Here is a 13590-nt window from a genome sequence, read left to right on the forward strand (position 1 = left end):
GGTTTAGCGTAAGTTCCAAAGCGTAAGAAATTATTTCTTATTTTGCGCAAAAAATAGCTTTTATTTGACTTATAAGCGCAAGAATTGCCTTAATTGTGACGTTTTTGCGATTCAAAATGCCATCGCGTGATATCGCATAGACACCATCCACAAGAATAATTAATACAATTTCCAACTAATACACTCGCGAATTTCGCCAAGTAGTTGCAATTAGCCATCGGCTAAAAATTGCGATCCGGGGCAACTATTGCCTTTAAAAAAGTGATGAGCGCGCAGCAAACCCTGTTGTTTAACGCGCCTATTGATTGAACTGTTGTTGTCGGAGAGACCCATGAGTAAACGCAAAAAGATCGGGGCGCAGTCGGCGCTCGCCCTGCTGGCCCTGGCCGTGTCCCAAGTGCATGCGGGCACCAGCCCGGCGCTGGACGAGGGCCGAATGAGCCGCGCGGAAAAAGCGGCGGATAAAACCCTGGCAAAGATGACCATGGAGGAAAAACTTGCCTACATCGGCGGTATCGGTGGCTGGGACGTCAAACCCCTGAGCCAGTACGGCATTCCGCAGATCCACGGCGCCGACGGTGGCGTGGGCGTGCGCTACACCAGCGAAGGCAATGCCCAGGGCGTGGTGTACCCGTCGGGCCCGAACCTGGCAGCCAGCTGGAACCCGCGCCGCGCCATCGACTTGGGCCGGGCGCTGGGTTATGACACCGCCAGCGGCGGCTATCAGTTCGTCACCGGCCCCGGTGTGAACCTGTACCGCATGCCGTACAGCGGCCGCGCGTTCGAGTACCTGTCCGGTGAAGACCCGTTCCTCGGGGCCAGCCTGGGTCCTGCGTTGATCAACGGTATCCAGTCCCGTGGCGTGTGGGCCAATGCCAAGCATTTCGCCGCCAACGATCAGGAAAGCAACCGCTTCCACCTCAATGAAATCATCAGCGAACGCGTGCTGCGCGAGATGACGTTGCCGCCGTTCGAATCCGCGTCCAAGAACAGCAAAGTCGCGATGATGATGTGCGCCTTCCAGAAAGTGAACGGCGAGTTCGCCTGCCAGAACAAGCACCTGATGCACGACATTCTGAAAACCGAATGGGGCTATCCGGGCTTTGTGCAGAGCGACTACAACGCGGTGGTCGATGGCTTGCCCGCAGCCCAGGCCGGCACCGATCTGGACATGATGGGCTACCAGATGAACAGCACGGTGCTCAAGCCGTACCTGGACAGCGGCGAACTGAGCAGCGCGACCATTGATGACAAAGTGCGGCGCATCCTCAAGCAGATCTACCTGTACAAGTTCGACAGCAAGGCGCCGTTGACCAGCCACAATATGAACAGCGCCACCAGCAACCGCGTGGCGCTGAATGCCGCGCGCGAAGGCATTGTGCTGCTCAAGAACCAGAACAACCTGCTGCCGCTGGATGCCAAGAAGGTCAAGCGCATCGCCGTGGTCGGCAGCCTCGCCAAGTACGCGCCGCCCACCGGTTTCGGCAGTGCCAACGTAATGGCAGCCAACTACATCAGCGAGCTGAGCGGCCTGCAGCAATTGGCGCCGGGCGCCAAGGTGGAGTTTATCGACGGCCTATCCCTGGACCCGGCCACCTCGACCTGGACCCACGCCGACAGCGACGGCAACCCGGTCAAGGGCCTGAAGACCGAGTTCTTCAGCAACGCCAACTGGTCCGGCGACCCGGCCGCGCGCCGCACCGACCAGCATGTCGACCTGGACTGGTCCACCGACAGCCTGCCGGTCAATGGCGACACCGCCGCCACATCCATCCGCTACAGCGGCCAGATTACCCCGACAGTCAGCGGCGAGCAGGTGTTCAAGGTGCGCGCCGACGGTGCGGTGCGCCTGTACGTGAACGGCCAGAAAGTCCTCGATAACGGCGACGGCAAGCCGCTGCCCAACAACAGCATCCCGCCGACCATTCCGGTGTTTGCCAAGGTCAAGCTGGAGGCCGGCAAACCGGTCGACATCAAGCTGGAATACTCGCGTCGCAATGGCTACCTCTCGACCATGGGCGGCCTGGTGGGCGTGCAAATGAGCTGGGCTTCGTTGGTGGCGCCAAAGGACCTGGCCAACTACGACGCGGTACTGGTCGCGGCCGGTAACAGCAACGAGTACGAAGGCGAAGGCTTCGACCACAGCTTCGATCTACCGGAATATCAGAACCTGCTGATCCAGAGCATCGCCAAGGTCAACCCGAACACCGTCGTCACCCTGCACGGCGGCACCGGGTTGAAGATGAGCGACTGGGTCGATCAAGTGCCGGCCGCGCTGCATGCGTTCTACCCTGGGCAGAACGGTGGCCAGGCGTTGGCGGAGATCCTGCTGGGCAAGGTCAACCCGTCGGCCAAACTGCCGATCAGCATCGAACGCAATATCGAAGACAACCCGATCTACGCGACCTTCCCCAAGTTCGACAACCAGGAAACCCTGGACGAGATGAGCTACAAAGACGACCTGTTCCTGGGTTATCGCGGCTACGAGAAAAAGGGCATCAAACCGCTCTACCCGTTCGGCTACGGCTTGTCGTACACCACGTTTGGCTACAGCAATATCAGCGTCACCCCTGGTGTGGCGGTGGCCGGTGCGCCGATCAAAGTCTCGTTCGACCTGGCCAACACCGGCAAGGTGGGCGGCGCCGAAGTGGCGCAATTGTATGTGGGGCAGAACAACCCGAAAGTCGAACGCGCGCTGAAGGAACTCAAGGGCTACAAAAAAGTGTTCCTCAAGCCGGGCGAAAGCAAGCGCGTCACCATCGAGCTCAATGACCGCTCGCTGGCCTACTACGATGTGGCGAGCAAGCACTGGGTGGTGGACGCCGACAGTTTCACCCTGTCGGTGGGCGCGTCGTCCCAGGACATTCGCCTGAACGCCAAGCTGGTCAACCCGTTCCGCCAGGAACTGTCGACCGGCACCAGCAACCCGCTGCCACGTTCGGCGCTGAACTCGACGTTGCGTGAATCGACGGTCAAGACCGGCGGCGTGCTGCATCAAAACCAAGGCGACAGCGGCACCAGCGACGGTGATGGTTACGACATGAGTGATGACAGCAGCCAGGGCAGCGCTGCGGGTAACTGATCCAGCGCGGTCGGGTGTGGCTGGGCTTACGCCCTCCCACACTTGACCCGCGTTCGTCTCAGGTTCTGATGGCCGCTTCGACCCGCGCAAGGTAGGTATCGAAGCGCGCCACCAGGTCCACCCGCTCGGGAAACCGCAGCCACTGGATCTGCAGGCCATCCATCATGGCCAGGATTTCTTCAACCAGCCCAGGGATGTCTACATCGCTGCGCACTTCCCCCGCCGCCACCAGATCGGCGAACTGTCCCTGCAAACGTCGTTGGATCCCCTCATAGCGTTGCTGGAACCAGGCCCAGGCCGGCTGTGCATCGAGCAGGCTTTCAGCATTGAGAATGGTGAACGCGCGCACTACCCCCGGCGCATTGGCGTTCGCGGCATTGATCGCCCGCAGGCTGCCGAGCAACCCGCACAGCGTCTTCTCGGCGCGCACTTGATCGGCGATCCGCTGATTAATCTCGTCACGCCGTTGCAGCACGCCCATCAGCAACGAGATCTTGCTGGGATAGTGATGCAGCAACCCCGCCACCGAGAGACCGGCAACCGCCGCCACCCGCGCCACGGACGCGCCGCTGTAACCTTCGCGGGAAAACACCTGCAAGGCCGCGTCCAGCAGCTCTTCGCGGCGTTTTTCACCTTTGGGGGCGCGACGGGTTTTAGGAGCGGGATCGGTCATGGGGGCATCCTGGGGGGGTAGGTATGCACCCTATCCAAAATGCCCATGAGCCGCAAATGGTGCGTCTTACCACACCGCGATATGCCCATCCGCCCGCGGCTCGGTGCCGCCGCATAACACCCCGCTGTGTGGGTCGCGCAGGATGATCTGCCCGCGCCCGTAATCGGTGAGGTCGCTGGCGATCTGCACCTGGTGGCCGCGCCGCGCCAGGGCATTGGCCAACTCGCGAGAAGCGCCGTGCTCGACGCCGACGTTCATATCGCCCAACCATTGCCAGCGCGGTGCATCCAGCGCGGCCTGGGGGTTGAGGCCGAAGTCCACCAGATTCATCACCATCTGCACGTGCCCCTGGGGCTGCATGTAACCGCCCATCACGCCGAATGGGCCGAGGGCCTGGCCGTTCTGGGTGAGGAAGCCGGGGATGATGGTGTGGAAGGTTTTCTTGCCGGGAGCCAGGCAGTTGGCGTGGGTGGCGTCGAGACTGAACTCCTGGCCGCGGTTCTGCAGGGCGATGCCGCTGTCGGGCAGTACCACGCCGGAGCCGAAGCCGTGGTAGTTGCTCTGGATGAACGAGACCATGTTGCCTTCGGCGTCGGCGGTGGCCAGGTACACCGTGCCGCTGGCGTGCGGGTCGCCTGGTTTGGGCGGTTGCGCCTGCTCGCCGATCTGCGCGCGGCGACGGCTGCTGTAGCGGTCGCTGAGCAGGTCGTCCACCGCCATGCGCATGTGCAGCGGGTCGGTGATGTAATGCAGGCCGTCGCTGTAGGCCAGCTTCATGGCTTCAAGCTGACGATGCCAGGTCTGTGGGCTGTCGCGGTGATCGAAGTGGAAACCTTCGAGGATTTTCAGCGCCATCAGCGCGACCAGTCCCTGGCCGCTGGGGGGGATCTCCCAGACGTCGACGCCGCGATAGTTAATGTGGATCGGCTCCACCCATTGGGCGCGGTAATCCTTGAGATCGCTGGCGCGCAGGTAACCGCCAGTGGCGCGGGCATGCGCGTCCAGGCGCTCGGCCAGGGCGCCGCGATACAGGCTTTCGCAGCGCGTGACGGCCAGTTCCTCCAACGTGCGGGCCTGGGCCGGATTGCGGAATATCTCGCCGGTTTTGGGGGCGCGCCCATCGATGAGGAAAGTGTCGAACCAGGCATCGAGCACCGGGTCGCGATGGGGGCTGAATTCGTTTACGGCCAGTTGCCATTGATGGGCAACCACCGGCGACACTGGAAAACCATCCCGTGCCAAGCGGATGGCCGGTTGCAGCAGCGCAGCGAAGGGCAACTTGCCGAAGCGTTGCGACAGCTCCGCCCAGGCCGACGGGCAGCCAGGCACTGTCACCGGCGTCCAACCGTACAGCGGCATACGCTCGTAGCCGGCTGCCTTGACCGCCTCGATACTCAACGCTGCCGGCGCATGGCCGTTGCCGTTCAGACCGTGCAGTTGGCCTTTGCACCAGACCAGCGCAAACGCATCACCCCCCAGGCCGCAGCCGGTGGGTTCAACTACGGTGAGCGCCGCCGCCGTGGCGATGGCGGCATCGATGGCATTGCCGCCCTGCTGCATGACTTCAATACCGGCCTGAGCGGCCAGGGGCTGGGACGCGGCTACCATGCCGCGATGGGCGAACACACTTTGACGTTGCGACGGATAGGGGTACTCATGGGCAGAGAATTTCAACATGGCAAAGGCTCTTGAATACGGGGGGTTGGCGTGCGTTCAGAGCACGCGACTGAGAAACGCTCGGGTACGCGGGTGGCTGGGATGGCTGAAGATCTGTTCCGGTGGCCCTTGCTCAATCAGTTCGCCCTGATCGAGCACCACCACGCGATCAGCCACCTCACGGGCAAAGCCCATTTCATGGGTCACCACCACCATGGTCATGCCCTCCTCGGCCAGTTCTTTCATCACTTGCAGCACTTCGCCGACGGTTTCCGGGTCAAGGGCGCTGGTGGGTTCGTCGAACAGCATGGCCTGGGGTTTCATTGCCAGCGCGCGGGCAATCGCTACCCGTTGCTGCTGGCCCCCGGAGAGCATCGACGGGTAGTGGCTGGCCTTGTCCGCCAGGCCCACCCGCGCAAGCAAACCGCGCGCCTGTTCCAACGCTTCGGCACGCGGGGTGCCCAGCACCTGGATCGGCGCCTCGATGATATTTTCCAGCGCGGTCATATGGGGGAACAGGTTGAACCGCTGGAACACCATGCCGATGTCGCGGCGCTGACGGGCGATGTTGCGCTCCGAATCGCGCACCAGGCTGCCGTCGCTGCGTTCGCGGTAGCCCATGGCGCGGCCGTTGACGCGGATGCGCCCGCCCTGGATGTCCTCCAGCAGGTTGATGCAGCGGATAAACGTGGTCTTGCCGGAACCGGAGGCGCCGATCAGCACCACCACTTCGCCGCGCCGCACTTGCAGGGAGATGCCTTTGAGGATCTGCAGCGCGCCGAACGATTTGTGGATATCCAGCGCCTCAATGATCAGTTCTTCACTTTGATGCGCCATGGTTAACGTCCCCTCAGCAGTTTCAGGGTACTGCGACCGAACATGCGGCTGGCTGCCGGCGGCGGTGCAGACGGCCGGTCGGACTGGCTGAAGCGCACTTCAAGCCAGCGCTGGAAAAAGCCCCACAGCGTGGTCAGCGTAAGGAAGTACAACGCGACCACCAAGTACAACTCGAACACGCGGAACGTCGCCGAGGTGATCATCTGAGTGCTGAGCAGCAGCTCCTGCACGCCGATCACGCTGACCAAGGTGGTGTTCTTGAGCATCACGTTGAACTCATTGCCCAGGGGCGGCACGATCACGCGAAACGCCTGGGGCAGCACAATGCGCCGCATCAACTTGGCGAAGCCCATGCCCAGGGAACGTCCGGCTTCGTATTGGCCCTTGTCTACCGCACCGATACCGGCGCGGATGATTTCGGCCATGTACGCGCCTTCGTTCAGGCCCAGGGCAATGATCGCCGCCTGGATATTGCCGGGGACGATCAAGCCGAACAGCTCGATGTCCTCGAAGCGGAAAATCCCGCCCGCCGCCAATGCGGTGTACAGAAACACGATCTGCACCAGTAACGGCGTGCCGCGCATCAGCCACACATAAAAGCGTACCGGCAGGTGCAGCAACGGGTTGCCGGACAGCCGCAACAACGCCGCCGCCAGGCCCAGCACACACCCCAGCGCCATGGCCAGCACACTGATCAGGCAGGTCAGCCACAGCCCGGTGAGGTACACCCCGCTGGGCTGCAATAGGTACTGCCAGAACACATCCCAATTGAAGTTCATCGCGGCGGACCTCAGTCGAGTGTGTCGCTGCTGACATGCCACTTGTTCAGTAACTGCACATAGCTGCCATCGCTGCGCATATCGCTGATCACCTGCTGCACGGCGGCCGTCAGTTGTGGGTCATCCTTGCGCATGCCCAGGCCGGTGAGGATGCGGCTGAACGCAGGCACGCCCTCCTGAAACAGGTCCGGGGCCATCGCCGCGTAATAACCGGCGGTTTCCACGGTGGTGCCATAGGCGTCCACCTGGCTGATGCGCAGGGCCTGAAAGGCGTCGGTGTCGGTGTTGTACACCACCAGTTTCATCGGTGGCTTGCCGGCCTTGGTCAGGCTGTCGTTCTGCGTGTCCAGCAGGGTTTTGATGGTGGAGCCGTTGAGCACAGCAACTTTGTGCGCGGACAAGTCGTCCAGCGTCTTGATGCCCTTGGGATTGCCCTTGGGCACCACCACCGATTGGCTGGAATACATGTAGTTGACGATGTCGATCACTTGCCGCCGCTCGGGCTTGTCGAACAGCTGATCAACGATCATGTCGCATTGCTGGGCCAGTAACGCCGGCACCAGCCCCGAGAACGGAATCACCTTCCACTGCACCTGCTTGTCGCCCAGGCGCTTAGCGATTTCCAAGCCCAGGTCCACGGTAAGCCCCCGGGGTTTCTGAGACTCATCGAAGGAGACCAGGGGCGGTGAATCCATGCCTGAGCAATAAGTGAGTTTGTCGACGTTGCGCAATCGCTCCGGCACCTGGGGCGCGGCAACGGCCCATTGCGTGCACAGACCGAGGGAGACAGCCACCAGCAAGGCGCGGTGTTTATGCATGACCAGACACTCCAGTTCGTGGAAAAACGGGGCAGGACTCAACGTCAAAACACAGTGGATCTTATTGTTCTGTTTGCAGGAATTGGATCAGGGCCGGCACGGTGCCTTCGATGTGCTCACGCACCACGGCCTCGGCGCGCGCGGCATCGCCGGCACGAATCGCCTCCAGGATCACCGAGTGCTCCTGACGCGCGCTTAGGGGTTTTTCGCCGTGCTGCAGCCACAGCCGCATCGGCGCTTCGACCAGGGAATACAACGCCGAAATCTGCTTCATCAAACGCGGCCTGCCGCTGAGGCTGCACAGGTATTCGTGGAAGGCGCGGTGTCGGCTGACCCACTCGGCGCTCTCATCGCGGTAGTCATCCATTTCATCCAGCAGACGCTCCAGCGCCGCCAACTGACGCTCGCCGATGCGGCCTACCGCCACGCGTACCGCCAGCCCTTCCAGGGCGCTGCGCATCTCGAAGACTTCGTGCAACTCATCAATGTCCAGGCCACTGACAACCGCGCCACGGTTGGGACGCAAAGTCACCAGCCCTTGGGCATCCAGACGGCGAAACGCTTCGCGCACCGGCATACGGCTCATGCCGATCTCGCTGGCGATGTCTTCGGCGATCAGGCGATCGCCCTTGCGCAAGCGACCGCCGCAGATGGCGTCGAGCAGGAAGTTGTAAGCCTCCTCCTCGGCGGTCAGCGGCTGACGGTCAACGTAAGCGGGAGCAAATTGCATCAGCGTCACCTTTTGTATTTTTGTATCCAATTATCCACGGATACAAACACAGCAGGATATGTGCCAGCTGCACCAGGCAATGTTTAAGAGACTGATTTTGCACGAAACAGCGGCACGCCCCGTCGGTTAACAAGGGCTGCCGTGTGTGGAGGTGTGCTACCAAATGGCTCACAGATGGCACCGATTGTGAGCAGAACAGTGCCAGTAACACGCCTGGGGAGGAGCGCTCGGTCAGGCAGCCCGACCGCGCTCACCCCCTTTTGCCAACCCGTTGCAGCCCGCGCCGGGCGTTAAAAGTCGACGGTAGCCGACAGCAGATACGTCCGCGGTGTCGACAGGGTCAGCCCCGGCTCGCTGTCATCCGAAGCGCCTGCCGAGCTCCAGTAGCGTTTGTCGGCGACGTTCTCCACGTTGGCGCGCAGGGTGATGTGTTTGTCGTCCACCTTGAATGCGTAACGGGCGCCGACGTCGATGCGGTTCCAGGCGTCGATTTCCTTGACGTTGGACTGGTCCAGGTACTGGGAACTGGAGTGGATGCCGCGGGTAGTCAGAGTCAGGCCTTCGAGGGTCGGTACGTCCCATTCGGCACCGAGGTTGACGTTGTACTTGGGCGTGGCCGGCGCACGGTTACCGTCGAAGGTGCCGTTAGTGGTGTTTTTCAGTTCGCTGTCGATATACATCACGCCGCCCAGCAGGCGAACGCCCTTGAGCGGCTCGCCGAACACACTCAGCTCCACCCCGTCGTTCTGGCGCTTGCCATTGGGACCGAACACGCGGGTGGTGGCGTTGGTCTCGTAGGCCGGCTGCTTGATGCGAAACACGGCGGCGGTCACCGCGAATGCACCGGCGTCGTACTTGGCGCCCACTTCCACTTGGCGGCTGATGAACGGCGCGAAGATTTGATCTTCGTTGACCGAGGTGGATGGCGCGATCTTGCCCTGGCTCAGGCCTTCCATGTAGTTGGCATACAGCGACAGTTTGTCGGTGGCTTTGAACAACAGACCGCCCGAGGGCGAGATTTTTTCTTCGTCGTAGGCGGTGTCGCCTTTAACGCCATTGCTCCAGTCGTCGACCTTGACCCGCTGCCAGCGCGCACCGAGGGTGAGCAACAGGCGATCGTCGAAAAAGCCCAGGGTGTCGGACAACGCCAGGCCGCTGAACTTGTTTTCGGTGTAGACCTTGGCGTCCTGGCGCGTAGGCGTCGAAGGTGTCGGCGTTTGCACCGGGTCGTACAGGTTGCTCGATGCCTCTGCATAGCGCGCGCCGCCGTTGGTGAAATCCATATAGAAGTAGCTGGCCGCCAGGTTGACCTCGTGGCTCACCGGCCCGGTGTGGAACCAGTTGCGCACGCCAGCGGTGGCGGTGCGTACATTTTCATCGCGGGTGAAGTCCCGAGGCTGCACTTTGAACGCACCGGCCGCGTTGGTGACGGACACCGCGTGGCGCAGGAAGTCGTGGCTGCTTTTGCGCACGCCGACGCCGCCATAGAGCATCACGTTATCGCTCAGATCGAACTCGCCGTTGAACGTGCCGAACGTGTCGTTGGTGCGTGCCTTGCTCCAGGATTGCGCATAGTTGCGGCGCACATCGCTGGCCCGGGGCACCGGCGCGGCGGCGGCGACTTGCACGCGCTCTTGGGGCGCGTCGGTGTCGCGTTCGGTGTGGCCGATATCGGTGGAGAGGCGCAGGCGCTCGCCACGGAAGTCCAGACCGAGCACGGCCATTTCACGGTCGACGCTTTGGTGATCCCACTCGGTATCACCGGACTGCTTCACGCCGTTGAAGCGCAGGCCGAACTGGTTATCCTCGCCAAAGCGCCGGCCCACATCCACCGCGCCGCCGGCCTGGCTGTCGGAGGCCCAGGTGCCGGTGAATGAGGTGATGTCCTTGTCGATGGCGCGCTTGGGCACCACATTGATACCGCCGCCCACACTGCCTCGCGGCGAGATGCCGTTGATCAACTGGGTCGGCCCCTTGAGGATGTCGACGCGGTCGGCCATTTCCATATCGATGCTGTAGGTCGGCAGTACGCCGTACAGACCGTTGTAAGCCACATCGCTGTTGAACAGGCTGAAGCCACGGATGGTGAATTGCTCATAGCGCCCACCGGCCGGGTTGGTGGCGCGCACCGAGGGGTCGTTGGCTATGAGGTCGCCCAAGGTGCGCGCCTGCTGATTTTTTACGGTGTCCTGGGTGTAGGTGGTGATGCTGAAGGGCGTCTCCATAAAGTCGCGGGTGCCCAGCAAGCCCTGGGAGCCACGTCGCGCCACCTGGCCGCCGGCATAGCTGTCGCCGTCATACAGGCCGGTGGTGCCGAGGATGGAGGTGGGCGCCAGTTCAAGGCTGCTGCCATCCGGCTGGGGCACCAGCATGTAGGCCTGCTCGCCCATGGGTTGCAGCTGCAGGCCGGAGCCTTGCAGCAGGCGCGCAAAGCCCTCTTCCACACCATACTCGCCGGTCAGGCCTTGGCTGCTGCGCCCGCTGACCAACGCCGGGTCCACCGACAAATTAACCCCCGCCAGCCCGGCAAACCGGGTCAACGCCGCGCTCAGGCTGCCGGCCGGCACCTGGTAGCTGCGGCGCGGCGCGCTGTCTTCGGCATAACTGACGGGGACGAACAACGGGCTGGTACTCAGGCTCAGCAGCAAACTCAGTTTCAGCAACGGGCGCAAGCGCAAGGGGCGGACGACGGGCATTGGGGAAGCTCTCGATTATGTTCACTTGCCTGGAATGACAGGCGAGGTGAAAAAAAGGGACAGGCTCCACCCCTATTTTTTGTCGATGGCTATGCGCGCTATAAAAAGGATCAGGCGGAAAATCCGCGGTGAACATGCCTCATCGCCAATATTTTTTCTTCGCCTAACAGCCTTCGCGTCAGCAGCGGATCTCAAAGCCGCCGCCAGCAGTTTATGAGCCAACCTACTGCTCTGCCTCCACAACGACAGCACCGTCGGAGCGCATCTCGCTAAAGCAGCCGACGCGATGTATCAAGCCACACCAAGCAGTGGAGACACCTGCCGTTTCAGTCGAGTACGCCGGCTAGCCGATCAGGGTTGTACAGGGTACAGGGGACGCTTTGATTGGCTTCCATTGCCGTTGCGTAGCGCATGGGTGTGAGCACGGGTGGGAGTCGTGGGATATTTTTTGGGCATGAAAAAGCCCAACCTGGGTAGATTGGGCTAAGTCATTGAAAGATATGGTCGGGACGGAGTGATTCGAACACTCGACCCCTAGCACCCCATCTCCTTTTTCATACTTCTTGAAAGCTTTCAAAATTTCACTCTGGAATATTCAAAGCTAGTATTTACTTGAGTTTCAGCGGAGCTCTGCTACACAAAAGTCCAGTAACGTCCATCAAGAGCAGACGTTTTTGTGGGGGGAAAAGTAGGGGGAACCGATTTCATGGCCAAAATCACCATAAAAGAACTCGAGTCGCTGACCGCCAACGATGTCGGTCGAATCCTGCGGGAGGATGGCAATCTGGCCGGTCGAATCTCAATGCGTAAGGACGGTGTGTAGGTCAGCTGTTTCTATCGGTATCGCTGGGGCGACCAGGACAAAGAGTACTCCTGCGGATCCTGGCCGCGCAAATCCCTGACAGACATCCGCAAGGCGCGTAACCAGGCCAGGGCGCTCATCGATGAGCAGATCAATCCCAACGAACACAAGAAAACGGCCAAGGCACAGGCCTATACCGCGGCCAACGTCGAGGCCGAACAAGTAAACACGTCGAAGGTGCAAACGCTGATCGTCCAAGATCTGGCCAAGGCCTGGCTGCTGGATGGCGTCGCGCGAAGACGGCAATGCCGAGTTGCAACGACGCTTTAACAAGAACCTTTTGCCAGTACTCGGCAAGAGCGCGGTGAACGATGTTTCCGAACACGATGTTCGGGCGCTGATCCGCGCCGTGGTCAACCGCGGCGCTCACCGGCAAGCCATCAGCTTTTTCGCCGACCTCACTCAGATGTTCAGTTGGGCCTGAAAGCGTCAGCCTTGGCGGGCCTTATTGATCGAGGGCGATCCGACCGAGCTAGTCGACATATCCCCCTTGATCCCTGCCGACTACTAAGCGGAAAGAAGCCGCATCCCGATTGCTACCGACTTCATAAGTCGGCATTTTCGGTACTGAGTAATCATAGTTTCGTATTACATCGCCGAGCGCGCTATTTGGCTCAATTTCTGCCCAGCATGACCGGCAAAAGTCGGCCAGCAGTTGCCAGTCGCACGTCTTAAAAAGTAGCGGCGACTCAGCCGCTGGCAATGAGCCAAAAGCAGGCACTCAAAGCGTCTACTAAACCGGGGACGATTCAGCCTGTCACCGGATCCTCTATGACATCCATCGCTATAGAACAGCCCCTCTGACTCGATACTGCGCTGTTTGAGCTTGCCACGCCAGTCTAAAAAGACCAGAATAAAGACCAATATAGGAGTCTTATATATGCAAAATATTCTGGCTGATGTGGCCGTCAGCGTATCTGAACTCAAGAAGAACCCCTCCTCCGTCTTGAGCGGCGCCAACGGCATGCCTGTGGCTGTGCTGAACCACAACCGCGTTATGGGCTACATGGTTCCAGCAAACGTCTACGAGGCGATGGTTGAGCGCCTGGACGAACTGGAGCTGGTCCAACTAGTCAAGGCTCGGCTCGATGCTAAAGAAACACCTGTTCGGGTATCTCTGGACGATCTGATTGGCGAGACAGAGGCAGATATCGCCAATGGCCGCTGAGTACGAGGTTGAGTGGGATCCGAAGGCACTGAAGGAGTTGCGTAAACTCGACGGAACAATACGCCTCCAGTTTCTGAAAAAGCTCCAGGAGCGGCAGTCCGGCCCGCGAGTGCCAGGCGATGCGCTTCATGGCATGAAGGACTGCTACAAGATCAAATTGCGCGGCGCCGGCTACCGACTTGTGTACCGCGTTGAGGATGAGCGAATTGTCATCCTGGTGCTGGCTGTCGGCAAACGCGAGCGAAGCTCTGTGTATGAGCAGGCGGGGAAGCGGTAGGCAGAGACAAGA

10 protein-coding genes and 1 pseudogene are annotated in these 13590 nt (G+C 60.9%); 4 read left to right on the forward strand and 7 right to left on the reverse strand.

The features are described from left to right. The first annotated feature begins 331 nt into the window (after positions 1 to 331). Positions 332 to 3082 carry a glycoside hydrolase family 3 C-terminal domain-containing protein gene (locus YA0848_RS13860; RefSeq protein WP_094066735.1) on the forward strand — a complete coding sequence of 917 codons (2751 nt, stop codon included), beginning with the start codon at positions 332 to 334 and terminating at the stop codon, positions 3080 to 3082. Positions 3083 to 3140: 58 nt separating this feature from the next. On the opposite strand, the gene YA0848_RS13865 is transcribed toward YA0848_RS13860, so the two are convergent. The 7 genes from YA0848_RS13865 to YA0848_RS13895 form a co-directional block, all read right to left on the reverse strand. Next, positions 3141 to 3755 (reverse strand): TetR/AcrR family transcriptional regulator, encoded by a 615-nt coding sequence (locus tag YA0848_RS13865; protein ID WP_034099013.1) that lies wholly within the window; start codon positions 3753 to 3755, stop codon positions 3141 to 3143. 66 nt (positions 3756 to 3821) lie between these two features. Then, positions 3822 to 5432, reverse strand: coding sequence for a gamma-glutamyltransferase family protein (locus tag YA0848_RS13870; RefSeq protein WP_040268849.1), 1611 nt, complete (start codon positions 5430 to 5432; stop codon positions 3822 to 3824). Between the two features lie 36 nt (positions 5433 to 5468). Next, a complete protein-coding gene (locus YA0848_RS13875; protein ID WP_034099017.1) occupies positions 5469 to 6248 on the reverse strand; it encodes an amino acid ABC transporter ATP-binding protein in 780 nt (259 codons plus the stop codon). A 2-nt stretch (positions 6249 to 6250) separates the two neighbouring features. Further along, entirely contained in the window at positions 6251 to 7027 is a 777-nt protein-coding gene (locus YA0848_RS13880) for an amino acid ABC transporter permease (RefSeq protein ID WP_034099019.1), read from the reverse strand. Positions 7028 to 7038: 11 nt separating this feature from the next. Continuing rightward, entirely contained in the window at positions 7039 to 7845 is an 807-nt protein-coding gene (locus YA0848_RS13885; RefSeq protein WP_040268851.1) for an ABC transporter substrate-binding protein, read from the reverse strand. A gap of 61 nt (positions 7846 to 7906) precedes the next feature. Then, entirely contained in the window at positions 7907 to 8575 is a 669-nt protein-coding gene (locus YA0848_RS13890; RefSeq protein WP_034099029.1) for a GntR family transcriptional regulator, read from the reverse strand. 290 nt (positions 8576 to 8865) lie between these two features. Beyond that, positions 8866 to 11271, reverse strand: coding sequence for a TonB-dependent receptor (locus tag YA0848_RS13895; RefSeq protein ID WP_034111067.1), 2406 nt, complete (start codon positions 11269 to 11271; stop codon positions 8866 to 8868). Between the two features lie 706 nt (positions 11272 to 11977). On the opposite strand from YA0848_RS13895, the pseudogene YA0848_RS13900 reads away from it, so the two are divergent. From YA0848_RS13900 to YA0848_RS13910, 3 genes and pseudogenes are all read left to right on the forward strand, one after another. Further along, a pseudogene (locus YA0848_RS13900) lies at positions 11978 to 12641 on the forward strand (integrase arm-type DNA-binding domain-containing protein); the annotation flags it as partial. Positions 12642 to 13013: 372 nt separating this feature from the next. Next, entirely contained in the window at positions 13014 to 13301 is a 288-nt protein-coding gene (locus tag YA0848_RS13905) for a type II toxin-antitoxin system Phd/YefM family antitoxin (protein WP_034099056.1), read from the forward strand. Then, positions 13291 to 13578: a type II toxin-antitoxin system RelE family toxin gene (locus tag YA0848_RS13910; RefSeq protein WP_034099058.1), complete on the forward strand. Its 288-nt coding sequence runs from the start codon at positions 13291 to 13293 to the stop codon at positions 13576 to 13578. The genes YA0848_RS13905 and YA0848_RS13910 overlap by 11 nt, the downstream gene beginning before the upstream one ends. The last annotated feature ends 12 nt before the right edge of the window (positions 13579 to 13590 follow it).

This window comes from Pseudomonas sp. S4_EA_1b (assembly GCF_016307435.1).
In the GTDB taxonomy this organism is placed as follows: Bacteria; Pseudomonadota; Gammaproteobacteria; order Pseudomonadales; family Pseudomonadaceae; genus Aquipseudomonas; species Aquipseudomonas rhodesiae.